Genomic DNA, 21,669 nt, shown 5'->3' with positions numbered 1-21,669 from the left:
ATGTTACTGACCGCTAAGCTTGTCTGCGAACTTGCGGGCAAAGCGGCTCGATGCCCGGTCAGCGTCATGCCATGTGCTGGCTGCATGAACCTGGTCGATATTGGTCTCGTACCAGTCATATTCGAATTCCGCGATTGCGGTGCCGCTGGCATCGTAGGCGACCCCCTTGAGGTCCATGCCACCGATTGATTTCGACCGCAGCATGTCCAGGCCAGGCTTGTCGCTAAGCTGCTTCATCGTTGGCCGGTTCGGCTTTGCGTCTACAATGGTGACGCTGATACGGGCCGGATCGATATTCACCTTCTTCAATTCACGTTGCATGTCTTCGCGAATTTCACTGGAAAGCTTGGTGCCTTCCTTCAGGCCGTAATCGTCTTCCAGTTTTTCCTGGAATTCCTGGGAATACTCGACCGTGATTTCGCCAGCCGCTGCTGCCGCTGCGGGCAGGGTCGTGACCGCAAGAATGGACGCAATGAGAACTTTCATGGGGATACCTCCTCTAGGGGCAGTATACCACTGAGAACGTTCCTGCACCAACACAGTTGCCAGCACATAGTCTGGCAGGGCCAGTAGGTGCTAGTCGCGGTGCTTCTTCTTGTCTTTCTTGTCGCCATCCGGAATGGCCGCATCGACAGCCGCGCCGGTGATTTCGACGGCGCCCTCAACTGTTTCGGCAGCAACACCGACGGCGGTCCTGACAAGACAGCCACTGAGCGCCAGCGGCGCAGTAATGACGGCGAGAAAAAGAAAAAACCGGGCCATGGGCGCGAAGCTGGCATGGCCCGGTTAATCAGCCAATAACGTTGCAACTACACCGTATCGACGAAGACGATTTCTGCGTTTCTCAGGCCTTTGAAGGTCAGCGTTTCCGGCCCGGTGACGGCAGCCCCGTCGCGCGCATTGAGTGTCTCGCCGTTAAGCTCCACTTGCCCATCGGCAAGCACGAAATACCCATACCGGCCGTCGCTCAGCGTGTATTCCAGTGATTCGTCTGTCTTTATCGTGGCGCCGAGGACCTTTGCGTTCTGGCGGATTGGCAGGGCGTCCTCCTTCCGGTCGCCGCTGGCGAGCACGGCCCACTGGCCGGACCGGTCGGCTTTCGGAAACTTGCGCGCGCCCCAACCGGGCGCGCCGCCAGCCTCTGACGGCTCGATCCAGATTTGGAAAAGCGTTGTTTCGCTTGTTTCGGCATTCCATTCGGAATGCTGCACGCCGCGGCCTGCGCTCATGACCTGCACGTCGCCCGCTTCGGTGCGACCCTTGTTGCCAAGGGAATCCTCATGGGTGATCGCGCCCTGACGAACATAGGTGATGATTTCCATGTCGCGGTGACCATGGGGCGGGAAACCGGTTTGCGCACGGATACGATCATCGTTCCAGACTCGCAGCTTGCCGTGCCCCATCCGCGCCGGGTCGTAATAACGCGAGAAGGAAAAGTGATAGTGGGCATCCAGCCAGTCATTCTGGAAGGTGCCGAGGTCTTCAAACCGTCTGATGTCGATCATGATGTGCCTCCTATGACACGACGTTCGGCGACGTAAATTGGAGACCCTCCGGCTTTCTTCCAGATGCTTTCCGCGAATTCACTCATGCGTAATCGGCATGAATGAGGCGTGCCTCATCATCATGCAGGAAAGGGAGGCGACCTGAAGGGCGTACTGCCCCGGACCGCCTCCCTTTCAAGAACCATTCGCACGTCTAGATCGGCTCATAAGGGAAGACGGTCGTCGTCGCGCCGAGGTCCATGAAGCTGCCCTTCATGGAAGGCAGGCCCTGCTCAAGCAGGGTCTCTGGCGTCCAGCCTTCCAGGCGGGCAACGGACTTCACGGGACGCGGCTGGTCGAACAGAATGACTTCATTGCCGCGCACCGAGAAGATCTGGCCGGAAACGTCCTTTGCCTTCTCAGCGCAGAGCGTGACGGCCAGCTGGGCGACCTGGTCGGCGCGCATGCCGTTCTTCATCCGCTCGACGCGCTCCTTGCCGGCTTCATCCTTCACAGGGATCGAGGCAATCATACGCGTCCATGCAAATGGTGCGATGACGTTGGAGCGGACATTCTTGCGCTCGCCTTCCATGGCGATGATGCGCGACAGGCTGGCAATACCGAGCTTGGCGGCGCCGTAATTGGCCTGACCGATATTGCCGATCAGACCGGTGGTGGATGTGAAGAGGACATAGGAGCCGTCTTCCTGGTCGCGGAAGTGGTTCACCGAGGCGCGGGTCACGTTGAACGAACCGTGCAGATGAACATCGATCACGGCTTTCCAGTCTTCTTCCGACATCTTGTGGAACATGCCATCCCGAAGGATACCGGCCGGGTTCATGATAGCGTTCAGGCCGCCGAACTCATCCTTGGCCTGTTCGATCATGCCTTCGACCGCCTTGTATTCGGTCACACTGTCGGAGTTCGACACGGCTTCACCGCCGGCGGCACGGATTTCCTGCGCGACCTTTTCCGCCGGGCCAGCATCACCAGCATCGCTGCCTGCATCGGTCAGTCCGCCGCCAAGGTCGTTTACGACGACTTTCGCGCCTTCCCGAGCAGCGAGCAGTGCGCACTCCTTGCCAATCCCATTGCCCCCGCCGGTGACGAGAACGACCTTGCCATCCAGTACGCCCATGACTTCCTCCTAGTTCGCTACATTCAATTCAGGTGAGCCTTCCAACACCTTCGTGCGAGCCTTGGCAAGATGTACAGGCGGGACTTATCGCCGCTTGAGGCCCGCGATCAGGCGCCGCGCGCGCAACAGGATGGTCAGCACGGAGCCAGCCAATATGAGGGCGAGGGCGGCAAACATCACTTCGCCGCTTCCGCCCCAGACCGGTTCGAGCATGGCAAGCACCGCTGCTCCGGTCAGGACCGCCATCCGGTGCTGCTTGGCCATCGGCCCGCCAAAGTCGGCGGGAAGGCCGGTGGCGCGCCCGAGCTCCCGGACGTAGGCGACAAAAATGGCCACCGCCGAGGCTGCGAGCCCGAGCGCAAGCGATCCGCAGGCAAGTCCGGCGCCCATCAGCAGCAGAAAATCGGACACACGGTCGGGAAATTCGTTCCAGAAAGCGCCGTCCTTGCCGGCCGAACCATGCTCGACAGCCACCATGCCGTCAAACAGGTTACAGAGTAGCCGTCCCTGTATGCCGATAATGGCGAGGATGAGGAGCGCGATCTGCAACCCCCCGTTACTGGGCCCGGTCAGTGCGAGCGCTGCAGCACCAACTGCGGCAAAGACCATACTGGCGATTGAAATGCGGTTCGGCGTCACGCCGGCCTCGGCCAGCTTCCGCGCACTCCAGTGCGCCCAGCCGGCTTTGCGCGCGCCGATCGGGCGCCGGATGTCGATGATCTCATTCATGCGGCAACCCTCTTCTGGTGCCATAGGGAAATCGAGTAGATGGCGGCATAGGTCAGTGAAATGCTCGCCGGCACGGCGATGGTCGCAAGAATTTCAGGCGTTCTTGCAGCGAGGTGACAGACAACGAGCACACTGGTCGAAACCGTCCAGACAATTGCCGGAGGCATCAGGATGCCAATAACCGCGCCGCCGGGGGAAAACCGGGTCGAGAGCGCTTCGAGCGCCTTTTTCATAACCAGCGTAATCAGGGCTGACAGCGTCCCCTGCACGCATGCTGCGAGCAATGCGTCGGGGAGGGGGTGGGTGATGTTCGCGACGAACGCCCACGCTCCGATCCCAAGGAATGCGTCGGCGACGTGCGTGGCGCTATGGCCAAGAACCGGCTTGACAATGGAAAGCAGATGCACGAGACAACCTCCGTAAGTGAGCGCTTGCTTACTAAGTTTGGAGCTTAAAACATGGATTGGATTTTTGCGCAACCGCTTCCTTTGCTTTGGAGCTTTGCCGGGCTTCTTGCCTTGCTGGCTGCAGGGACGGTGGCGGCTGGTATCGCCAGGGTCTCAGGATCGGCTCTGGCTGACGATCTCGGGCCACGCATGCAGAGCTGGTGGCTCATCTGCGCCTTGCTCGTCGGGGCGCTGCTTATGGGTTGGCAGGCCTTCACCCTCCTCTTCGCGCTGGTCAGCTTCATTGCGCTGCGGGAATTCATCACGCTCGCGCCGACACGCCGGGAAGACCGGCTGGTCGTCCTGTTTGTCTATGCAAGCGTGCTCATCACCTATTGGGCCGTCTGGATCGACAATTTTGCCTACTTCCTGGTCATCCCGCCGGTCTTCATCTTCATCGCGACAGCCATTCTGATGGCTTTTTTCGGAAGGACGGAGGGATTCCTGGCGACAGCAGGCATCATGCAGTGGGGTGTGATCGTCTGCGTCTTCAATCTCGGCCATGTCGCCTTCCTGATGCGCACTCCGTTCGAGGAGGTGCCCGAGGCCGGACCGGCGGGCCTGGTCTTCATCCTGATCGCCACGACACAGTTGAACGATGTCGCTCAGTATTGCTGGGGCAAGGCGTTCGGCCGCCACAAGATCAGTCCCAAGGTCTCACCCAACAAGACATGGGAGGGCGCCATTGGCGGTTTTCTGACCACTGCGGTGGTCTTCGTTCTACTGGCGCCGTACTTCACGCCGCTGACGTTGTGGCCGAGCGTATTTGTCGGGCTTTTGCTGCCCATTGCAGGCTTCTTTGGCGATATCACCATGTCGGCGATCAAGCGTGACCTTGGCGTCAAGGATACCAGCCGGCTCCTGCCGGGCCATGGCGGCGCGCTCGACCGTCTCGACAGCCTGATGTTCACCGCGCCGCTCTTCCTGCACGCGCTGGCCTATTTCTCACTGGAGCGTTTCTAGATGATCTGGCAATTATTCCGACGGTTCATTCTCGTCTTCATCGCACGGCCTTTCGCCATGCTTGTCATCGGCCTCGATGTGCGCGGACGCCGGCATCTGCCGACGCAGGGCCCCGCTATCATCGCAGCAAACCATAACAGCCATATCGACACGCTGTTGTTGCTCTGCCTCTTCCCGTCGAAGACGCTGAAACAGGTGCGGCCTGTCGCAGCGGCCGATCACTTCCTGAAGACGCGGCTGTCGACCTGGTTTTCGCGCAACGTGATTGGCATCATTCCGGTCAATCGCAAGGGGGCGCAGAAAGGTGAAGACGTGCTCGCCGGGTGTAAGCAGGCGCTTGAGAACAACGAGATCCTGGTGATCTTTCCCGAAGGAAGCCGAGGTGAAGCCGAACAGATGGGGGCCTTCAAATCCGGCATCGCGAGACTTGCCGAAGCCTTGCCCGAGACACCAGTCGTGCCGGTCTACATCCAGGGTGCAGGCCGGGTCCTGCCGCGTGGTTCCCGTATCATTGTGCCTTTCAATTGCAGCGCCATCGTCGGAGCGCCCTTCCGTTGGTGTGGCAAGAAGGATGCGTTCATGACGCGCCTGCGCGACACGATCGAAACACTGCGCGCCGACGCGCCGCCGCTACGCTGGCTTTAGGGGGATGTGATGATATCCAATACCGTCACGCTTTTCCGCATCGGTCTGACCGTGCCACTCTTCCTGCTTTTGGCGACGGACGGCCCGGGCCTGCTGGCACTGCTCCTGTTTCTTGGGGCGGGCCTGCTTGACGTTGCCGACGGCAAGATTGCACGTGCTCTGGGTGAATCCTCGCGCTTGGGGGCCTTTATCGATCTTGCAGGCGACAGGCTGCTCACACTGTCTGCCGTAATGGGCCTGATCGCCAGTGAAAGCCTGTCTCTGGTGGGCGTTTTGGCCGGTACGATCCTGGTCGCTCGCTGTGCCATCGTCGCGACAGCGGGAGAGGCGCTCGGCGGCCCCTGACAAGCTGAAAGCGTCCTCTCTGGAAGCGGCCAAGATCGGACTTTCCTTTGCCGGTCTCGGCCTTGCGATGGCACCAGTCATACCGGTGGAGATGCCATTCGGTCAGATGCAGCTTGTTGAAACGCTTCTCGTGGGTGCCGCTTTTCTGTGCGCCGTCACTATCGTCGATTATCTGCGTCAGGCGGTTAGGTCGTTACAGGCTGTCTGAACCCCTGAAGTTTCGCGATTGAGGCGTCAGCTTCAGCGATAATGCTATCGACGATTTCCTTGACGGTGCCGACATTCTTCACGCCGCCAGCCGATTGGCCCATCGCAAAGCAGGATGTGTCTTCGTTGAGCTTTGCCTCGTCGGTAATCCCGCCAATTCCACCAATGACGCCGGTCTGGTGGGAATGGATGGCCTGCTGCGGGAAGGGCTGGATGTCTTCTGGCCGGCTTTCCCAGTCGAGGATGTAGTCGTTGGTCCGGCAGCGCATGGGCTTGCCGGAATAACACCGCGTGCGGGTCGTATCGGTGTCACCAGCCTCAACGATGGTTTTCTTGTAGAGGTTGGCCGCATGCGCTTCTTCGGACGCGATGAAACGTGTTCCCATCCAGACGCCGACTGCTCCCAGGGCAAGGGAAGCGGCAAGCCCGCGGCCATCATAGATGCCGCCTGCGGCGATGACCGGAATATCCACGGCTTCGACGGCCTGGGCGACCAGCGGTAGCGTTCCAACAAGGCCGGTGTGACCGCCGCCTTCGCCGCCCTGAAGGATAACCGCGTCGCAGCCAGCCTGCTCGGCCTTGATGGCGTGCTTTACAGCGCCGCCGACGACCATGACTTTCACACCGGCTTTTTTTAGTCGTTCCATGATTGGCATCGGTACGCCGAGGCCTGCGACAAAGCTGTCGGCGCCATTGTTGATAATGACATCGACAGACGCTTCCAGGCTTTCCGGCGACGCGGCAAGGAGGTCGACACCGAAAGGCTTGTCGGTCAGCTCACGCACCCGCTTCATCTGACCTTCGATAAAATCCGGGGTCGTGCCGGCCATGCCGAGCACGCCATAGCCGCCGGCATTGGACATCGCTGCAGCCAGTTCTGCATAGGAGACGCCTCCCATGCCGGCGAGCATGATCGGATGTTCGACGCCAAGGAAATCGCAAAGCGGGGTGCGGATACTCATCTCAAGGTCCTCCAGATTTTCTCCCTGAATCACCCCGCAACGAAGACTTGCCAAGCCGTCCCGCTGGGGCAGGGCATCGGAAAAGGGGAACATTTTTGCAGTTGCGGCGCTGAATACCCGAACACAGATCGGCGCCGCGGGGCGTCATAGCAGCAGGAGACAGATCATGTCCCTTCTCCGCCTGATACTGTTGGCCGGTATTGTCATTCTGATCGGCGCATGCGGCAATGACGAAGATATCGAGACTACGGTCGACGAAACCGCCGCCACGCCGGAATATGCGATGCCGGAAGGCGAGACCATGACCGACCCTGTTCTCGAACAGGAGACCGCGCCAAGCCGTGACCCTGCTGAAGAGGTTATTCCGACTCCGGAAACCGATATCGAACTCGATCCCGCCGGGAGCGAGACAACGTCTCCGGACTCAGATCCTGTGACCGAGCCGGAAACGACGCCGGAAGGTGGCATGCCGCAGTAGGCAGCGTTGGATCAGAAGATCGAGTAGCCGCCATCAACGACGAATGTGTCCCCGGAATGGTAGGACGACGCCTCGGATGCGAGGTAGACAGCGACCCCGCCAAAATCCTTGGGTTCGCCCCAGCGGCGCGCCGGTACGCGCGAAATGACCTTAGTCTGGAAGACTTCGGTATTCTGTGCAGTTTCCGTCATGTCCGTCGCGATCCAGCCCGGCAGGATGGCATTCGCCCGAATGCCGTAGCGTGCCGTCTCGACCGCGATGGCTTTCAGCATCGAAATCAGGCCGCCTTTGGTCGCAGCATAAGCCTGGTTGCGTGCGGCCCCTTCGATGGCTGCCAGCGAGGCAACACCGACAAGTGACCCACCGGGGTCCCCGGCCTTGGCGCGTTCGGTAATGTGCTTTACCGTTTCGCGCAGCGTCCAGAATGCGCCGTCGAGATTGACGGCCATGTTCTTGTTCCAGGTCTCGGTATCCATTTCAGCAAAGCTGGAGGCCCCGAAACCCACACCGGCATTGGCGAAGCAGGAATCGACGCGACCGAACGCATCGACGGTTGCCTTCATGGCATCGACCACCGCGGACTCGTCTGCAACGTCCACGCTCCAGGCTTTCACATCCCCGCCGCCCAGCTTCGACAAGGTGTCCACGGCTTCCTTGTTTGCAGCGTCCTTGCGACCCCAGATCGCCACGTGAGCATTGGAGGCCGCCAGAGCCTCTGCCATGCCGTAGCCAATCCCGCGATTGCCGCCGGTGACGAGGGCCACCTTGCCCGTCAGATCGAATGGTGCGTATGCCATGCTGTAACTCCCTTTGTCTGTTGTGGGCATAAAGGAAGAAGCCTTGGCGATTTTCAACGCTTACTGAAGGGAAACTCACCGGGCCGATGCAGACTATTGCCGCGCCCACATGCTGAAGCCTGCACTGTTGCGCCGGGACAAGCCGGGTCGGCTTATCCTCAGTTCGCTCGTCTCCCGGTCCAGCTGAAGGCGAAACTGTTTGAGAATGTCCAGCCCGAGAACCATGACAGGCTGACCCTCGAGCCCGTAATATGACAGGAATTCCGGGTCGGAAACGATGACATCGAGGCGCCGGATGCGAAAGTCCCCCAGTTCGAACCTGCGGCTGCGCAGCACACGAAGCGGGATGACATTGCCGGTGGCGCCGACAAGTTCCAGCGTGCGGAAGTCTTCAGGAGATTTCGCCGCGTTTTCGGCAAAGGCAGAGTTGATGTAGCTCACGCTAGACCCGGTATCGATAAGGGCCAGTCCTTTGCGCCCGTTGACGGTCAGTTCAATGAAGGGAAGCGTCGCGATCCACTGGACCGGAAGACGGCTGGTCGTGGAATTATGCAGCCGGATAGGGCGGCGGTCATAGGCGCGTAAGCGCGAGTTCTTGAAGTCGAAATCAAGGGTCCTGTGGGGGATGCCTGAGGCCGGAATGACATTGCGCGCGCCCGGCAGCGGGTACTGCGAGTTGTAAGCCGCGGTCATGTCCGACATCGATACGTCACCGAAGGTGATCGACCCGACCTCGATCACCGGGAAAGTGCCAACCGTGCCAAGTCCGATAATATCGATGGTCGGCGCAAGTTCGTCCGGTACGGCGCCGATGGAGGCGGCCGTCCTGTGATCGATCAGAGCGAATGTTGCGCCTGTATCGACGATGGCGCGGCTTTCCATCTCGCCATTCAGCGTGACATCAACGACCAGATGGCCGGTTGCCGTCATCTCGAAGGGAATGGTGCTGTCCTGGCTCGCATTGGCTGCTGCAGCGAAAACGATAATCGCCGCCAGTCCAGCCAGCATTGCGAGGATGCGTTTCACCGCACGTCGAGCCTCCCTTGTGCGCTCTCTCGGGTGGAGCACTACAACAGTAATATGACACGTTAGGGGGCGCCATGGAAGGGCTCAACCAAGCGCGATGGCGGCGTGTATGACCCGTTCAGTCTCATCCCACAGCTTCAAATCGTCCAGCGCGTCGAGCGGAAAAAAGCGCGCATCTGCAGCGTCGTCACCAGCGACAGGCTCGCCAGAACGCCACCGCGCAGCGAAATCGCAGAGCACATAGTGGCGGGTAACAAGCGTGCCTTCACGATTTTCGACAATGGCATCAACGACATCGACAAGACCCGTAATCTCGGCTTCCACGCCGGTTTCTTCGTACAATTCCCGCAAGGCCGCCTGACGCGCTGGTTCACCCGGTTCGATCCGCCCGCCCGGGAGTGACCACTCGCCTGTCATTGGTGGCGTACCGCGGCGAATGAGAAGGACCTGCCCGTCCCTTATGCAGACCACACCAACGGCCGCCTGCGGACGCAGTCCTTCCACCGGCTGCGGCTGTTTTCGTATTTTTGCCATTGAGCGTTCCTGCGGCACTTCCTAAGCCAAGTCTGAAGGAGGCCTTATGGCGCGCTCTGCTCCCAAACCCAAGCCTGTCAGTCTTGCTTTGCAAGGGGGCGGTGCCCATGGCGCCTTCACCTGGGGCGTTCTGGAAAGGCTTAGTGAGTGCGAGACCCTGGACATCAGGGCGATCACGGCGACCTCCGCGGGAGCCATGAATGCGGCAGCCTATCTGACGGGGCTCGAGAAGGATGGGCCAGAAGGTGCCCGTGCGGCGCTGGAATCCTTCTGGAAGGAGATTTCCCGGCGTGGCGCCCCGCTTGATGCGCTGATGCCAAGCAATGCGGCTTCCGACTTTATGGCGAACAACCCGTTTACACCGTGGACGCCTCACAGTTTCGCAACGGCGATTACCTCCCTGCTGAGCCCGTACGATCTCAACCCGTTCGACTTCAACCCGCTAAGGGAAACCGTACGCGACTGTATCGACTTTGACGCCGTGCGGGCCTCGAGCGTGCGGCTATTTGTGGCTGCGACGAATGTCGAGACCGGAAAGGTGCGCATCTTTGAAGAGGGAGACATCACAGCAGAAGCTTTGCTTGCTTCGGCTTGTCTGCCACAGACCTTCCGGGCCGTGGAGATTGACGGTGTGCCCTACTGGGATGGCGGGTATCTCGGTAATCCATCGCTCTTCCCGCTTTTCTATACGGATGCGCCGAAGGATGTGATCCTTGTCACGCTTAACCCGATCGAACGTCCGGGAACCCCGCGGTCTGCCGGCGAGATCCAGGACCGGCTGAACGAGATCACCTTCAATGCGTCCCTTCTGGGAGAGTTGCGCGCGATTGCCTTCGTGCAGAAGCTGCTCAACAAGAACCTGCTCACAAAGGCAGTGCGCAGCGAATACCGCAAAGTGAATATCCACGCGATCCGGGGCGGCGAGAGCCTGCGGGAGCTCAGGCTTGAATCGAAATACGACACGAGCTGGCCGTTTCTGAGCGAACTGCGCGACAAGGGCCGCAGCTATGCTGAAGACTGGATCGACACGTGCCAGCCTCTGGTCGGCAAGCAGTCGAGCCTCGATATTCATCAGGATTTCCTGGACGACTAAGAAGGCCTCAGGCCGGTCTGAGAATGGTCAGTCTGGCTTTGCCCGCGCTTCGCTCGTCCAGCACTTCCCAGCCTTCATGCTCGAAGTCTTCTTTCGCATCTGTCTCGACAACTGCGATGGCCTCTTCCGCCAGCCATTGGCCGGTGAGGAGGTTTTGCAGGCACGGCGCGACAAGTCCCTGATGATAAGGCGGGTCCAGGAAAGCGAGCGTGAATGGCTGGCCCACGCCTGCCGGCTTGGGGCCGAGATCAGTGGCACTGCGCCGGTGAATGCGAGTGTTGCCGAAGAGCTGGAACGCTTCGACATTGTCACGAATTGCGCCGCGCGCACCGCTATCGGTTTCCACGAAGAGGCAGAATGCGGCCCCGCGCGACATGGCTTCGAATCCCAAAGCCCCCGACCCTGCAAACAGATCAATGACCCGCGCGTCTTCCAGCGGAGGAGCCCAGCTGGCGTGGGCAAGTACGTTGAAAAGACTTTCCCGCGCCCTGTCTGAGGTTGGTCGTGTATTACGGCCTTTGGGGGCGGAGAGGGCCTGACCCTTGTAACGTCCTGAGATGATGCGCATGGGAAGCGCCCTTAGCACCCGATGCGCGTGCAAGGAAGCAGGCTTCGGTGTATGGGCAGAGCGATGAGCAGAGACGATGAGATGATGCATCGTGCGATAGAGTTGGCGCGCGAGGCTGCCGAAGCTGGCGAGGTGCCGGTCGGAGCAGTGGTCTGCGATGAAGAGACCGGTGCCGTGCTGGGAGAGGGCCGCAACGGCCCGATCGCCGCACACGATCCGACCGCGCATGCCGAGATTGCTGCCCTTCGCGCCGCCTCGCAGGCGGTTGGCAATTACCGGCTGACCGGAGCGACGCTTTACGTGACGCTTGAGCCATGCGCGATGTGCGCAGGCGCAATCAGTTTCGCCCGTATCGGCCGGCTCGTCTTCGCGGCCTCTGACGAGAAAGGCGGAGCGGTCTTGCACGGCCCGCGCTTTTTCGAGCAGCCGACCTGTCATTGGCGTCCCACCGTGTCTCGTGACGAAGTCCATGCCGATGAGGCTGCTGGCATCCTCAGAGATTTCTTCCGCGCGCGGCGGTCAGTCTGAATAATGCCGCCAGTTTCCACGGTATGCCGTGACGGGATGGAGGGGCCGTTGAACACGCCAATCCAGCTCTGCGATGCAGTCCCGAAGATCCCTGTAGACCAACTCGTATTCGCCCCGTTAACCGGCGATCAAAGGGGCTTTAACCTTCTGTAATTGTTAAATTAAATTACAGAAAGTGATGCTCAACTGCCACATGTGCAGTGGCATGTCCGTAGACGTGGGAACGTGCCTTGTTTCAGCCTCGTTTGAGGTCCAGTTCCGGTCATCGGGCCGGGGCAAATAAAGTAAACTCAGAATGAGGAAACCTCCCATGCTTAAACATCTTCTCATCGGTGCCACCGCAGCAGGCGCCATGACGGTCGCCGCTGGTGCCGCACAGGCGCAGGGCTATGGCAACGAAGACAGCGGCTTCTACCTCCAGGGCGGCTACAGCTATCTGGATATCAAGCCGGATGGTGCCGATTCCGGTGTCGACACGAACGCCATCACGGCACGTGCCGGTTACCAGTTCAGCCCGAACTTCAGCATCGAAGGCGACATCACGTCGGGCATCGATGATGGAGAGTTCGATTACAATGTCGACGAAGACGATTTTAACTTCGACGACAATAATGACGGTGACTTCGAAGACACGATCGCCGCGTCCGGCGACGTCGGTCTCAACTATCTCGTTGGCCTCTACGGCAAAGCGTCAATGCCGGTTACGGATCGGTTCGACGTTTTCGCCCGTGCAGGTTATGCCTACGTCGACCTTGATGCGACTGTGACTACGCCGGGCGGCACCGACATTGCCACGGTTGAAGATTCCGCCGATGGCGCCGCCCTTGGTGCCGGTGCCGAGTTCGACCTGACCGAGAGCTGGGTCATTCGTGGTGACTACACCTGGTATGGGTTCGATGAAACCGACACCCATGCCGCAATGATCAGTGCTGGTTACAAGTTCTAAGCACTGACCCTCTTGCGATATCGCATGGCGCCGGTTCCTCAGAAGGAGGGACCGGCGCTTTTTTTTGGCTAGAGCCAGCCTGCCGCCCGCGCGAGATAGATGCAGCCGATGAGGGTGACGAGCCAGCGCATCCAGCGCTTGAAATCGACATCGTTCATTCGCTCCAGCACCAGTCCGCCGAGCCAGGTGCCCGTCATCGACATCGGGATGGCAAGCGCGAACAGCCAGAGGGGAGGCATGGCGGTGATGCCTGCGGCTGCAATGACGGGAACGCTCCAGAAGGCGATCTTGACCAGATGCGCCATGACCTGCGTGGCTGACTTGGTTGCGACGATCGCCTGGCGCGTCATGCCGGTTCGGACGAAGAAGAGGTCGAGCAGCGGCCCGGCGACCCCAGCCAGTGTGTTTAACGCCTGTACGAGGAAGCCTGCGGTTTCCGCCTGGCCGCGCTTCTGGATGTCGAGATCAATGATGGATTTTGGCACCCAGACCATGAGCGGCGTGATGCCAAGCAGAAGGTACACAACGGTCTTGTTCGGGCGCCAGGCAAGCAGGATCAGCAACAGGATGGCTACCAGCGAGCCGAGCGCATAGCGCGCGAAAATCCGCCAGTCGATGTGGTTTCGAAGCAGGAAAGCGCGCCAGCCATTCGAGACCATCTGGATCGCGCCATGCACGATCATCGCTGTCGCCACCGGTAAGAGGGCCGTCAGAACCCCCATAAGGATGAGCCCGCCCGCCATGCCGAAGATACCGGAAATAAAGGCCGTGATCAGCGTGGCGATGAGAATGACAAGGGCGCTGATCCAGGACATGACGTGGCGAATAAGCTACAAATCTTCGATTCGCCATCCTGAGCACGAAGCGGCCTTTGCGAAGCCCCTGCGCATGCGTAGGGTTCGGGCCATGGCCGATCAGGATAATTCCAAGACAAAGCGTACAGGCCGCAATGGCCCATGGCACGTCCATGCCACGGAACTGTCTTTTGAGAATCCATGGATCCGCGTCGAAACGAGTGATGTGACCCATCCTAATGGCGAGCCGGGGATCTATGGTGTCGTGCGCTACGCCAATCTTGCCATCGGTGTTCTGCCTGTCGATAGGGATGGGTTCACCTGGCTGGTCGGCCAGCACCGGTTTCCGTTCGATACCTACAGCTGGGAGCTGCCAGAGGGCGGTGGGCCGAAAGATGTCGCACCGCTGGATTCGGCGCGCCGTGAGCTCAAGGAAGAGACGGGATTGAGCGCTGATCACTGGCACGAAATTGGAAGCTGGCATCTGTCCAACTCCGTCAGTGACGAACGTGCGATTGGTTACATTGCCTGGGGGCTGTCAGAAGGACAGGCGATGCCTGAGGCGAGCGAAGACCTGGATGTGCGTCGCGTGTCCATCACGGATCTGGAAGCCATGTGCCTCAACGGCGAGATCACCGACAGCTTCACTGTGCTCATGGTTCTCACGGCTCTGTCCAGGGCGCGGGCTGGCAAGCTGCCGCGTGACGTTGCCGGTTTGCTTCCCGGTTAGGCCTTGCCGCTTCTCCGGCATCCGTAGAATTCCCTATTCGAAGAATACTTCACTAGTGTAGTAAATCTCGTGCGACGATTTTCGATCCCTGGCCTGCCTTGTTAGACAGGTCAGAAACACACCGACGGAGGAAGCCCGATGCATTTCGAATATAGCGACACGACCAAGCAATGGATGAAGCGCGTCAGCGACTTCATGGACGAGCATGTCTTTCCCAATCAGGAGCTTTACGAGAAACAGCACGAGGAAGGGGACCGCTGGTCCATCCCGCAGATTCTTGAAGACAAGAAGAAGATCGCCAAGGCCGATGGCCTCTGGAACATGTTCATGCCGCCGTCGGAGCATGAGGATGACGAGTATCGCGGCGCCGGCCTCTCCAATCTCGAATATGCCCCGCTTGCCGAGCTGATGGGCCGTGTGGGCTGGGCATCGGAAGTTTTCAATTGCTCCGCGCCGGACACCGGCAACATGGAAGTGCTGCTTCGCTACGGTTCGCCGGAGCAGAAGAAGAAATGGCTGAAGCCCCTGATGGAAGGCGAAATCAGGTCCGCCTTCCTTATGACGGAGCCGCAGGTGGCTTCTTCCGACGCCACCAATATCGAAACCCGCATCGAACGCGATGGCGATGAATACGTCATCAACGGCCGTAAATGGTGGTCCTCCGGTGTGGGCGACCGGCGCTGCAAGGTCGCTATCGTGATGGGTAAGACCGCCCCGGCCGCAGAGCGCCACAAGCAGCAAAGTCAGATCCTGGTGCCACTGGACGCACCCGGCATCGAGATTGTCCGGATGCTCCCGGTCTTCGGCTATGACGATGCTCCGCATGGCCACGCCGAGGTGATCCTGAAAGATGTCCGCGTACCGGCAGAAAACCTGATCCTCGGTGAGGGCCGCGGCTTCGAGATCGCTCAGGGGCGTCTTGGCCCTGGCCGGATCCACCACTGCATGCGCACCATCGGCGGCGCGGAAGTCGCGCTTGAGAAGATGTGCAAGCGGCTGCTGTCGCGCGAAGCTTTTGGCAAGAAAGTCGCCGAACAGTCGGTCTGGGAGCAGCGCGTGGCCGAAGCTCGCACCGATATCGAAATGTCGCGCCTGCTCACCCTCAAGGCCGCCTATATGATGGATACGGTCGGCAACAAGGTCGCCAAGAATGAGATCGCGATGATCAAGGTCGCTGGCCCGCGCATGGCCTGCAAGATCATCGATGATGCGATCCAGGCGCATGGTGGCGGCGGTGTGACATCTGACTACGGGCTTGCGCGTGCCTATGCCTCGATGCGGACCATGCGTCTGGCCGATGGGCCGGACGAGGTCCACAACCGCACGATCGCGCGGCTCGAGTTCAAGAAGTACCGGGACAATGAGTACGCCAAGCAGGTCGATGCCGAGAAGCAGACCGAGGTGGTGGGCTCCCGCTAGCGCCTCGGCTTTCCACCGTTCTCTTTGGGATGCCTGCTCAAATGAACAAGTCCCCGCCGGGCCAGGCGGGGACTTCAATTTTCCAAGGACCTTTAAATCCGGTTCGAGGGGATCAGTCGTGAGTCCAGGAAAACTCGTAGCTGTGTGAGCGCTCGGTGGCGAAGCGTTCCTTCTCTGACTTGCTCAGCGACGGATGGTTCGCGACGAACTGTTTCACGTCATCGTCCTGCAGGCGGGACCGTTCACCGCTCACGCAGAGGGCGCGATAGGTTTCACCATCATCGCCGCGAGTGCTGACGACGATGGGCGAGGTCTCGCCGGTCTCGAGGTCCTCGCATTGCTCCGCGAGGTCCTCAACCACTTCACCGGCTGCTTCGAGATCGTCTTCCAGACCACCTTCGAAAGCAGCTTCCACGCGGGCTTCGATCTGATCGCCCAGCTCCTCCATGCGAGCGCCTTTTTCCTCCATACGGGTCTCGATCACGAGGGCCATCTTCTCGGCACGGTCGGCATGTGCCTCGGCAATCACGGCCGCCCGTTCTGCCTGCGCTTCAGCCATGGCAGCGATCTTCTCGATCTGGATTTCGAACGCGCCTTCGTCGAGCTTGGAGATGAAGATCTCCTGGTCAGGGATGATGATCTTCACGCCGTCTTCGGTCTCGATGGTTTCGATGTCCATGCCGTCGAACTGAAGGTCGAAGTCGAAGGACATGTTGCCGAGTTCTGCCAGACCTTCGAGTTCACCGAGCTCACCAAGCTTTTCCAGCTCCTTCAGTGAGGAGAGGTCCATCTTGCCGATGTCCGACATCTCGATCGACAGGACGCGCATCTCTTCCTCGAGATCGGACAGGTCGAGCTTGTGAAGTTTGTCGAGACGGGGCTTCAGTTTCTCGAACGGATCGCTGAGCAGGACGAATTGATGATCATCACCCTCGCCGTGCGAAGAGAAGCGGTAGACCTTGGTGTGGCGTTCTTTCTTCTCTACAACTTCGGTTTCATCTCCGCCAGCAAGCTCAGCCGAAGACTGGTCCTTCGGTGAAGCAGAAGCAGCGCATGAGGCGGTCGCGAAGATAGCGGCGGTGCCAAGCGTGACGGCGAGCGTCGAGCCAAGGAGGCGGCGGCGGAAGGTGGGAGCGGCGTTTTGCATCAGGATTAGTCTCTCTTTAATAGGATGCGCCAGGGTAAGGTTCGCGCCCGAGAACGCGGTGTCGGCCGGTCCGGCAAGGCGCGCTGCCTTTACGAGTGTGCGGCCATAGGAAAACGCCGAGGATGTTCCCGCCCGAAGTACATCGGCGTCGCAAGCGGCCTCCTGGTCCACCCGGAAAGCCCGGATAGCCACGTGAGCCAGAGGATTGAACCACTGCACGGCCAGCATGATCTGGGCGGCCTGCAGGGCAAATAGGTCACCGCGCTTGATGTGCATGAGCTCATGGGTGAGCGCATCACGCTGTTCGCGCGGGGAATAATCAGCTTCGAACCATTCCGGCAGCAGGATGACGGGCTTAAGGAAGCCGGTCACAAGCGGGCTGCCATTCAGCAGGCTTGTGCGGACTTCAAAGCCACGGCGTACCTTGAGCTGCGCTGCAATTTCGTGTGTCGCCTCATGGACGGCGTCGGAAGCCGGCGAGGAGTCATCACGGATCAATTGGTGGAACACAGCCTGACGGCGCCAGGCCAGACCCAGCACGAGAACGGCCCCGATCATCCAGACCGGCAGCATCATTGAGGGCAGTGTCGCGAGTACACCATCAAGGAGGCCAGGCTCGACAACCTCGGATGGTGTCCACTCGACCGGATGGACAGGCATCGGCGCGGCAGGCGCGGCCACAGTCGCAGTGTCGGCCGAACGGGCAATGACGAATTCCATCGGTGGCACCTGCGGCGCAGCTGCTTCCTGTGTCGGTGCGAAGATGCCGAACAGCGAGGCGTTGGCCGGAAGTGGCGGCATGAACAAGCGAGCGAGGGGGACCAGCCACAGGGCGTAGGCAGCTTTCGCGCCGAAATGGCGGGCGAACGGCTTGCGGACCAACAACACTACGAGGATCAGAGCTGTGACAGCGAGGCTCGTCTGGAGAGCGTTCGCAAGCAGCGGGCTCATATCGTTGAATGCGATCATTTCTTGAGCTCCCCCAACAAGGCTTCAAGGTCGGCGATATCCTCAGGGGTCAGGCCCCGGGAATCGGCAAGATGGGCAACAAGCGGCGCAGCGCGACCGCCAAACATACGGTCGACGAACTGTTTCGCCGCCTTTTTCTGATAGTCCCCGCGCTTGATCGCGGGCCGGTAGAGATAGCGACGGCCATCCGGCTCTGTCGTCAGTGCGCCCTTTTCGACAAGGCGCCCGACCAGGGTCTTGATGGTGCGGATATTCCAGGACTTGTCATCCTTGAGGCCATCGGCGATTTCGCTCGCGCCGATGCCCGGATTGTCCCAGAGCACATTCATGATTTCGAGTTCGGCCGGTGTGATCTGCATCGGATCCACATTCCCAATTGACTACGTTTGTAGTCGTTACGACCGATTACAGTTGTGGTCAATAGGGGGAATGCGATTTTTTAAAGACAGTCTCAAGCAAGACGATTGCGTGGTTTCTCGTCAGCTTGAATCGTTTTCCTGCTTTGCCTTCTCTTCGCGCATTTTCCTGACCTTCTCAGCCTTTCCGGTCGCGACGAACCAGAAAATCTTCCAGGCCAGTCCCAGGGTTAGTCTACCGTCGGCGCGGGCAGTGCCTTCCTTGTCCTTGCGGGCGATATGAGGATTCTTGCGCTTGCGGCGGCGTTTGACGTCGGCATGATCGGCGGCCGGGGGCACCAGTGTGCTCAGCGTGCCATCATCTTCCTCGACAACTTCAAGCTGTGCGGGAGCAGCCTCCACCTGGGCGACCTTTGACAGGTTGTGCTGCAGATGCTCGTCGGAAAAATCGATCGCCAGCTCGACCCAGAGCGGCAGATGGTCGGAGAGCTGCCAGGTCCGCCAGCGCGACAGATAATAGTCCTTGTCCTCGCTGCGGCTTTTGGGCGTTCCATTCTCCTTCAGTTCGCGATGTCGTTCCGGCAGGACGGGCGCATAGTGGTCATAGTGTTCCGGCAAGAAGAGTGACTTTGTAAAGTTGAAGGCGCCCGCATTCAGGAAAGTGACCTCGTCCTTTCGCGTCCGGAAGGCGATCTGGTCATAATACTTGTCGCCCAGTACATTTGACGGGAAGAGTTCTGGCGGCAGCTGAAAGCCCTCCCCGGTCAGCGCCTCCATCGTCGCGCCCATCTTGTTGCCGATATTGAAATCTCCCAGAAGAATGTAATTCTCGTCCTCCCGGTCCGCGCGCTGGGACATCTCCCTGGCGATGTGTTTGATCTCCGCTACGCGGCGCTGGTACCGCTCGGACTCCTTGGTGTCGGACCCGTAATAGATGTGCACGGTGCACAGGGTGAAGTGGAACCAGCCGGCCTGGAAACGAACCATGAAAGGTGTGCGCGCGAATTGCTGCTCATCCGGCAGGAGGGCGTGTTTGGGCAGCACAATTTCACCGGCGACATTCTGGAACTCGACCTTGGACCGGTCGAAGACGAAGGCCATACGTTCACGATTGCCTGAGGAACCGACCGTGACATCGGTGGCAATGAAATCCCATTGCGGCCCGAGGATCTCCATCACCTTGCGCAGGGGCGAAAGATCCTCGTTGATCTCCTGAATCGCGCAGACGTCGAAGCCGGCCAGGATTTCGGCGATATAATAGATGCTTTCGCGGCGGCGTGGCCCATGGCGGTACTTGTTGTTGTCGAAGTCGCGCAAATTCCATGTACCGATGATCAGGCTGGAATGACGGGTGCGTGACGGAATGCCGATACCGGGAGGGGACTTCATGTGCGCGCGCAGATCCAGAAGCCGACGCGAAACCCAGTCGCGTTCGGCATCAGTAAACAGATCCGGATCTCTCAGATCCTTGTACCGGACCATCGCGTCCCCTCCTTGGTCTGGCCCAATCGCCCGTAGTTATTGGCTCCCGCGGCAGGAGTGAGGCGATTCGACAAACCACTTCCACCACAAAACCGCTCATTTCACGTTCAGGCAAGCCGTGGCAGGAGAGGGCCATGTTTAAACGGGGTCTTCTCGCATTGCTTTTTATTGCCTGTCCGCTTGTCGCGGGCGCGCAGTCCATTTCCTGCGGGCCGGAGAGCGAACTCGCCTCGCTTGTGCGGTGTACTGGACGCGCGGTGACTCTCTTGCCTGAGGACAAGGCCGGTAAGGTGCATGATAAGCTTCTCGACACGGCGGAACTGGTTGGCGGCACTGCCCTCAGGCGTGAAATGGCCGAAGGAATACGACAGTCGCCCGAACGCCATGACGGGCCGGAGACTTCGTATCCGGACTATGGCTGGCAGGCCGCGCGGGAGCTGCTTCTGAAAGGTGGTGGAGACGCTCTGGTGCAAGCCGCCCGGGAGAAGTCTGGTCCGCTCCGTTATGGCCGGGCTGAGGCCATGCTGGCGGCTGGTATCCGCGCTGCCGGGTATGAGACAGACGACGCAGCCGACGTCCTTGACCTCCTCAAGCCGGCTCTCGCCCTGCGTTTGAGCGATGAGCTGCTCTCGCTTGCCGGAACAGCTGGGGCGTTCGAAAGGGGAGACCTTGCCCATGCGGCCGCAAAGCTTGCAGCCTATCGATGTGATCTCGAACGTTTCGAACGCGCCCGCATCATGGCCGCTGCCCCGGAAGCCATTCGCTATGACTTCTGGCGCGCAAGGATCACAGGTGACCGCTCGAAGCTGCCGCACTCCATCGCTGTACATGCGGCCGGCAAGGATACACGGCCCGTTCGTCAGGCCCTTGAAGGCATCACCTTTCTCGCTGAGGTTGGCGACTGTGCCCCCGGAGCGTGACAGGCCCCGGAATTTCTCTCAGGTTTCCGGCCCTTACCCCCATGACCGCGGCAGCGAAGCGGATTATGCTTTGAGATATGGATGAGGATTCTGACGCTATAGAGCCGATTGCCGGGTCGAAGGAAATCGGCGCTCTGGCCCACCTTTACCGGGCTGAGGTGTATCGCTCGACAATCTGGCGCCAGCGCCTGGATATGACGACCAACTGGGCCGTGGTGTCGACGGGGATCGCCCTGTCGGTGAGTTTTGCGACGGCTACAGCCTCGCCGCTGCCCATCCCGCTGGTCGGTATGCTGTCGATCATGTTCCTCTTTCTCGAGGCCCGCCGCTACCGCTACTTCATGGTCTGGAAGTTCCGGGCCCGCCTCCTTGAGCTTGCCGTCATGGTGCCTATCCTGCGCGGCAAGGGTGCGGATATTCCACTGGATCGCGGCACCGCGCTCTCCGACGACTATATCCGCCCGAGGCATCGTATCTCTCTGCCGCGCGCGCTGGGGCAGCGCCTGCGACGTAACTATCTCTGGATCTTCGCGATCCAGTATGCCGCCTATATTGCAAAGATCTGGATCCACCCGATCGAAGCCGTGACCTTCGACCAGATGCTGGAGCGGGCTCATATCGGTCCCGTTCCGGGGGGGATGGCCCTTCTGGGCGGCACCTGCCTGCTGGTTGTATTTATCGTTCTGACGGTGTGGGTCTGGCGTGAGGAACGGCGCGATACGACGCGGATGTCGGACTATCTCGACGGTGAAGTGATCCAGGAATAGTGTGCGCTGCAGCACAATTAGATTGCTATTCGCGGCAAACACCTTATCTAGCGCGCAGACGCCTCAGGCATCGATCAAGTGAGCCTTGGCTTTTCTGGCCAGCTCGAGCGACTTTCCTAAAACGATCGTTGCCTTGCGAATTCAAGCCCTGAACGCGCCCTATACGGACAGCAGATGGTCTGCTGCCGATTGATTA

26 protein-coding genes are annotated in these 21,669 nt (G+C 59.9%); 11 read left to right on the top strand and 15 right to left on the bottom strand.

The annotated features are described in order from the left end of the window. Positions 1-3 precede the first annotated feature (3 nt). The 6 genes from Q1K29_RS01425 to Q1K29_RS01400 form a co-directional block, all read right to left on the bottom strand. Positions 4-486 (bottom strand): hypothetical protein, encoded by a 483-nt coding sequence (locus Q1K29_RS01425; protein WP_300390577.1) that lies wholly within the window; start codon positions 484-486, stop codon positions 4-6. A gap of 90 nt (positions 487-576) precedes the next feature. Next, a complete protein-coding gene (locus Q1K29_RS01420; RefSeq protein WP_300390574.1) occupies positions 577-762 on the bottom strand; it encodes an NF038104 family lipoprotein in 186 nt (61 codons plus the stop codon). 47 nt (positions 763-809) lie between these two features. After that, entirely contained in the window at positions 810-1,505 is a 696-nt protein-coding gene (locus Q1K29_RS01415; RefSeq protein WP_300390571.1) for a pirin family protein, read from the bottom strand. A gap of 193 nt (positions 1,506-1,698) precedes the next feature. After that, positions 1,699-2,622, bottom strand: a complete 924-nt coding sequence (locus Q1K29_RS01410; RefSeq protein WP_300390568.1) for an SDR family NAD(P)-dependent oxidoreductase — start codon at positions 2,620-2,622, stop codon at positions 1,699-1,701. 84 nt (positions 2,623-2,706) lie between these two features. Further along, on the bottom strand, positions 2,707-3,351 hold the full coding sequence (locus Q1K29_RS01405; RefSeq protein ID WP_300390565.1) for a CDP-alcohol phosphatidyltransferase family protein: 645 nt from the start codon (positions 3,349-3,351) through the stop codon (positions 2,707-2,709). Further along, entirely contained in the window at positions 3,348-3,758 is a 411-nt protein-coding gene (locus Q1K29_RS01400; protein ID WP_300390562.1) for a hypothetical protein, read from the bottom strand. Before Q1K29_RS01400 ends, Q1K29_RS01405 begins: the two co-directional genes overlap by 4 nt. Before the next feature lie 51 nt (positions 3,759-3,809). On the opposite strand from Q1K29_RS01400, the gene Q1K29_RS01395 reads away from it, so the two are divergent. From Q1K29_RS01395 to Q1K29_RS01385, 3 genes are read left to right on the top strand one after another with little or no spacing between them, the layout of a single operon-like run. Beyond that, complete coding sequence (locus tag Q1K29_RS01395) at positions 3,810-4,760, top strand: phosphatidate cytidylyltransferase (RefSeq protein ID WP_300390561.1); 951 nt, start codon at positions 3,810-3,812, stop codon at positions 4,758-4,760. After that, positions 4,761-5,405, top strand: coding sequence for a lysophospholipid acyltransferase family protein (locus Q1K29_RS01390; RefSeq protein WP_300390559.1), 645 nt, complete (start codon positions 4,761-4,763; stop codon positions 5,403-5,405). A gap of 9 nt (positions 5,406-5,414) precedes the next feature. Further along, positions 5,415-5,750 (top strand): CDP-alcohol phosphatidyltransferase family protein, encoded by a 336-nt coding sequence (locus Q1K29_RS01385; protein ID WP_300390556.1) that lies wholly within the window; start codon positions 5,415-5,417, stop codon positions 5,748-5,750. A gap of 185 nt (positions 5,751-5,935) precedes the next feature. Here the strand turns inward: Q1K29_RS01385 and Q1K29_RS01380 are convergent, their stop codons facing one another. Further along, the gene (locus Q1K29_RS01380; RefSeq protein WP_300390553.1) at positions 5,936-6,919 is read right to left on the bottom strand and encodes a nitronate monooxygenase; all 984 of its coding nucleotides are present in this window, start codon (positions 6,917-6,919) and stop codon (positions 5,936-5,938) included. 166 nt (positions 6,920-7,085) lie between these two features. Here Q1K29_RS01380 and Q1K29_RS01375 point away from each other — a divergent pair, with 166 nt between their 5' ends. Next, on the top strand, positions 7,086-7,397 hold the full coding sequence (locus Q1K29_RS01375; RefSeq protein WP_300390550.1) for a hypothetical protein: 312 nt from the start codon (positions 7,086-7,088) through the stop codon (positions 7,395-7,397). 11 nt (positions 7,398-7,408) lie between these two features. Here Q1K29_RS01375 and Q1K29_RS01370 read toward each other — a convergent pair whose 3' ends face one another. The 3 genes from Q1K29_RS01370 to Q1K29_RS01360 form a co-directional block, all read right to left on the bottom strand. Beyond that, positions 7,409-8,194: an SDR family NAD(P)-dependent oxidoreductase gene (locus Q1K29_RS01370; RefSeq protein ID WP_300390547.1), complete on the bottom strand. Its 786-nt coding sequence runs from the start codon at positions 8,192-8,194 to the stop codon at positions 7,409-7,411. Positions 8,195-8,287: 93 nt separating this feature from the next. Next, entirely contained in the window at positions 8,288-9,220 is a 933-nt protein-coding gene (locus Q1K29_RS01365; protein ID WP_300390544.1) for an aspartyl protease family protein, read from the bottom strand. Between the two features lie 84 nt (positions 9,221-9,304). Further along, entirely contained in the window at positions 9,305-9,754 is a 450-nt protein-coding gene (locus tag Q1K29_RS01360) for an NUDIX hydrolase (RefSeq protein WP_300390541.1), read from the bottom strand. A 46-nt stretch (positions 9,755-9,800) separates the two neighbouring features. Between Q1K29_RS01360 and Q1K29_RS01355 the strand changes: the two genes are divergently transcribed. Then, positions 9,801-10,847, top strand: a complete 1,047-nt coding sequence (locus Q1K29_RS01355) for a patatin-like phospholipase family protein (RefSeq protein WP_300390538.1) — start codon at positions 9,801-9,803, stop codon at positions 10,845-10,847. A 7-nt stretch (positions 10,848-10,854) separates the two neighbouring features. Here Q1K29_RS01355 and rsmD read toward each other — a convergent pair whose 3' ends face one another. Then, the gene (rsmD, locus tag Q1K29_RS01350; protein ID WP_300390536.1) at positions 10,855-11,415 is read right to left on the bottom strand and encodes a 16S rRNA (guanine(966)-N(2))-methyltransferase RsmD; all 561 of its coding nucleotides are present in this window, start codon (positions 11,413-11,415) and stop codon (positions 10,855-10,857) included. A gap of 63 nt (positions 11,416-11,478) precedes the next feature. On the opposite strand from rsmD, the gene tadA reads away from it, so the two are divergent. Together tadA and Q1K29_RS01340 are read left to right on the top strand one after the other, a co-directional pair. Continuing rightward, positions 11,479-11,943 (top strand): tRNA adenosine(34) deaminase TadA, encoded by a 465-nt coding sequence (gene tadA / locus Q1K29_RS01345; protein WP_300390534.1) that lies wholly within the window; start codon positions 11,479-11,481, stop codon positions 11,941-11,943. A 310-nt stretch (positions 11,944-12,253) separates the two neighbouring features. Continuing rightward, positions 12,254-12,889, top strand: coding sequence for an outer membrane beta-barrel protein (locus Q1K29_RS01340; protein WP_300390531.1), 636 nt, complete (start codon positions 12,254-12,256; stop codon positions 12,887-12,889). Positions 12,890-12,957: 68 nt separating this feature from the next. On the opposite strand, the gene Q1K29_RS01335 is transcribed toward Q1K29_RS01340, so the two are convergent. After that, on the bottom strand, positions 12,958-13,704 hold the full coding sequence (locus Q1K29_RS01335; protein WP_300390527.1) for a sulfite exporter TauE/SafE family protein: 747 nt from the start codon (positions 13,702-13,704) through the stop codon (positions 12,958-12,960). Between the two features lie 91 nt (positions 13,705-13,795). Between Q1K29_RS01335 and Q1K29_RS01330 the strand changes: the two genes are divergently transcribed. After that, on the top strand, positions 13,796-14,413 hold the full coding sequence (locus Q1K29_RS01330; RefSeq protein ID WP_300390524.1) for an NUDIX hydrolase: 618 nt from the start codon (positions 13,796-13,798) through the stop codon (positions 14,411-14,413). Between the two features lie 138 nt (positions 14,414-14,551). Then, complete coding sequence (locus Q1K29_RS01325) at positions 14,552-15,832, top strand: acyl-CoA dehydrogenase family protein (protein ID WP_300390521.1); 1,281 nt, start codon at positions 14,552-14,554, stop codon at positions 15,830-15,832. 112 nt (positions 15,833-15,944) lie between these two features. Here Q1K29_RS01325 and Q1K29_RS01320 read toward each other — a convergent pair whose 3' ends face one another. The 3 genes from Q1K29_RS01320 to Q1K29_RS01310 form a co-directional block, all read right to left on the bottom strand. Beyond that, positions 15,945-17,948 carry a M56 family metallopeptidase gene (locus Q1K29_RS01320; protein ID WP_300390518.1) on the bottom strand — a complete coding sequence of 668 codons (2,004 nt, stop codon included), beginning with the start codon at positions 17,946-17,948 and terminating at the stop codon, positions 15,945-15,947. Next, positions 17,945-18,307 carry a BlaI/MecI/CopY family transcriptional regulator gene (locus tag Q1K29_RS01315; protein WP_300390515.1) on the bottom strand — a complete coding sequence of 121 codons (363 nt, stop codon included), beginning with the start codon at positions 18,305-18,307 and terminating at the stop codon, positions 17,945-17,947. The genes Q1K29_RS01320 and Q1K29_RS01315 overlap by 4 nt, the downstream gene beginning before the upstream one ends. A gap of 120 nt (positions 18,308-18,427) precedes the next feature. After that, positions 18,428-19,786, bottom strand: a complete 1,359-nt coding sequence (locus Q1K29_RS01310) for an endonuclease/exonuclease/phosphatase family protein (RefSeq protein ID WP_300390512.1) — start codon at positions 19,784-19,786, stop codon at positions 18,428-18,430. Between the two features lie 134 nt (positions 19,787-19,920). Between Q1K29_RS01310 and Q1K29_RS01305 the strand changes: the two genes are divergently transcribed. Both Q1K29_RS01305 and Q1K29_RS01300 read left to right on the top strand, forming a co-directional pair. Further along, a complete protein-coding gene (locus Q1K29_RS01305) occupies positions 19,921-20,706 on the top strand; it encodes a hypothetical protein (protein WP_300390509.1) in 786 nt (261 codons plus the stop codon). A 77-nt stretch (positions 20,707-20,783) separates the two neighbouring features. After that, on the top strand, positions 20,784-21,473 hold the full coding sequence (locus Q1K29_RS01300) for a DUF2270 domain-containing protein (protein WP_300390506.1): 690 nt from the start codon (positions 20,784-20,786) through the stop codon (positions 21,471-21,473). Positions 21,474-21,669 lie beyond the last annotated feature (196 nt).

Source organism: Henriciella sp. (genome assembly GCF_029937755.1).
In the GTDB taxonomy this organism is placed as follows: Bacteria; Pseudomonadota; Alphaproteobacteria; order Caulobacterales; family Hyphomonadaceae; genus Henriciella.
Note: the sequence above shows the minus strand (reverse complement) of the source record. Positions and strands in the feature narration are given on the sequence as shown.

Bases quoted from the DNA above. Each gene is read 5' to 3' on its own strand.
- Q1K29_RS01425 (WP_300390577.1), bottom strand. From the start codon at position 486: ATGAAAGTTCTCATTGCGTCCATTCTTGCGGTCACGACCCTGCCCGCA.
- Q1K29_RS01420 (WP_300390574.1), bottom strand. From the start codon at position 762: ATGGCCCGGTTTTTTCTTTTTCTCGCCGTCATTACTGCGCCGCTGGCG.
- Q1K29_RS01415 (WP_300390571.1), bottom strand. From the start codon at position 1,505: ATGATCGACATCAGACGGTTTGAAGACCTCGGCACCTTCCAGAATGAC.
- Q1K29_RS01410 (WP_300390568.1), bottom strand. From the start codon at position 2,622: ATGGGCGTACTGGATGGCAAGGTCGTTCTCGTCACCGGCGGGGGCAAT.
- Q1K29_RS01405 (WP_300390565.1), bottom strand. From the start codon at position 3,351: ATGAATGAGATCATCGACATCCGGCGCCCGATCGGCGCGCGCAAAGCC.
- Q1K29_RS01395 (WP_300390561.1), top strand. From the start codon at position 3,810: ATGGATTGGATTTTTGCGCAACCGCTTCCTTTGCTTTGGAGCTTTGCC.
- Q1K29_RS01390 (WP_300390559.1), top strand. From the start codon at position 4,761: ATGATCTGGCAATTATTCCGACGGTTCATTCTCGTCTTCATCGCACGG.
- Q1K29_RS01385 (WP_300390556.1), top strand. From the start codon at position 5,415: ATGATATCCAATACCGTCACGCTTTTCCGCATCGGTCTGACCGTGCCA.
- Q1K29_RS01380 (WP_300390553.1), bottom strand. From the start codon at position 6,919: ATGAGTATCCGCACCCCGCTTTGCGATTTCCTTGGCGTCGAACATCCG.
- Q1K29_RS01375 (WP_300390550.1), top strand. From the start codon at position 7,086: ATGTCCCTTCTCCGCCTGATACTGTTGGCCGGTATTGTCATTCTGATC.
- Q1K29_RS01370 (WP_300390547.1), bottom strand. From the start codon at position 8,194: ATGGCATACGCACCATTCGATCTGACGGGCAAGGTGGCCCTCGTCACC.
- Q1K29_RS01360 (WP_300390541.1), bottom strand. From the start codon at position 9,754: ATGGCAAAAATACGAAAACAGCCGCAGCCGGTGGAAGGACTGCGTCCG.
- Q1K29_RS01355 (WP_300390538.1), top strand. From the start codon at position 9,801: ATGGCGCGCTCTGCTCCCAAACCCAAGCCTGTCAGTCTTGCTTTGCAA.
- rsmD (WP_300390536.1), bottom strand. From the start codon at position 11,415: ATGCGCATCATCTCAGGACGTTACAAGGGTCAGGCCCTCTCCGCCCCC.
- tadA (WP_300390534.1), top strand. From the start codon at position 11,479: ATGAGCAGAGACGATGAGATGATGCATCGTGCGATAGAGTTGGCGCGC.
- Q1K29_RS01340 (WP_300390531.1), top strand. From the start codon at position 12,254: ATGCTTAAACATCTTCTCATCGGTGCCACCGCAGCAGGCGCCATGACG.
- Q1K29_RS01335 (WP_300390527.1), bottom strand. From the start codon at position 13,704: ATGTCCTGGATCAGCGCCCTTGTCATTCTCATCGCCACGCTGATCACG.
- Q1K29_RS01330 (WP_300390524.1), top strand. From the start codon at position 13,796: ATGGCCGATCAGGATAATTCCAAGACAAAGCGTACAGGCCGCAATGGC.
- Q1K29_RS01325 (WP_300390521.1), top strand. From the start codon at position 14,552: ATGCATTTCGAATATAGCGACACGACCAAGCAATGGATGAAGCGCGTC.
- Q1K29_RS01320 (WP_300390518.1), bottom strand. From the start codon at position 17,948: ATGATCGCATTCAACGATATGAGCCCGCTGCTTGCGAACGCTCTCCAG.
- Q1K29_RS01315 (WP_300390515.1), bottom strand. From the start codon at position 18,307: ATGCAGATCACACCGGCCGAACTCGAAATCATGAATGTGCTCTGGGAC.
- Q1K29_RS01310 (WP_300390512.1), bottom strand. From the start codon at position 19,786: ATGGTCCGGTACAAGGATCTGAGAGATCCGGATCTGTTTACTGATGCC.
- Q1K29_RS01305 (WP_300390509.1), top strand. From the start codon at position 19,921: ATGTTTAAACGGGGTCTTCTCGCATTGCTTTTTATTGCCTGTCCGCTT.
- Q1K29_RS01300 (WP_300390506.1), top strand. From the start codon at position 20,784: ATGGATGAGGATTCTGACGCTATAGAGCCGATTGCCGGGTCGAAGGAA.